The organism is Ruminococcus sp. CAG:57 (genome assembly GCF_000435935.1).
Classification (GTDB): Bacteria; Bacillota; Clostridia; order Oscillospirales; family Ruminococcaceae; genus Hominimerdicola; species Hominimerdicola aceti.
The window spans coordinates 1-556 of sequence record NZ_FR890733.1 but is presented as its reverse complement, the minus strand read 5'-3'; the positions used below and the strand labels follow the sequence as shown (position 1 = coordinate 556).

Here is a 556-nt window from a genome sequence, read left to right as displayed (position 1 = left end):
TAGAGCATGGCAAGATATTTACACTAAAATAAACGAATCAAAAGGCCAGCATATTCCAAATGCATTGTTTGGCGGTGATTCGGGAGCGCAACAGTATAACCTTTTGGGTCAAGAGAAAGCTGAATGGTTTTACAATAAAAGAAAAATATAAGGAGATGTTTTTTTTGAAAGTATCCATTATGAATAACATTCTCACATATAACGATAAGTCGGTAACTATGAAAAGAAAAATAATAGATTATATCGTTATGTCAGAGTATCTGATTATACTTGAGGACTTCACAGGCGACGACTATAACTTAGTTTATTGCTTTGATAATGAACTTCACAAGTTGTGGAAAATCAAAAAGCCTGACAGCAAATTTATTGGTCAAAAACAGCTTCCGTATGTGGGCATCACAATAACCAAAGGGTTGACAGTCGTTGATACTTTAGGAAGATACTTGATAATAGATATGGATACAGGGAAAATCACAGATATGTTTTGCAATAGATTTTAACCAGCACCCAGTACAATGAAATAGAGCATATCAATAATCAATTTCGGGTATTGCTG

1 protein-coding gene is annotated in these 556 nt (G+C 34.0%); it reads left to right on the top strand.

What is annotated here, in order from left to right:
* Positions 1–164 precede the first annotated feature (164 nt).
* Entirely contained in the window at positions 165–500 is a 336-nt protein-coding gene (locus tag QVO88_RS06515; protein WP_022287692.1) for a hypothetical protein, read from the top strand.
* Positions 501–556: the final 56 nt, after the last annotated feature.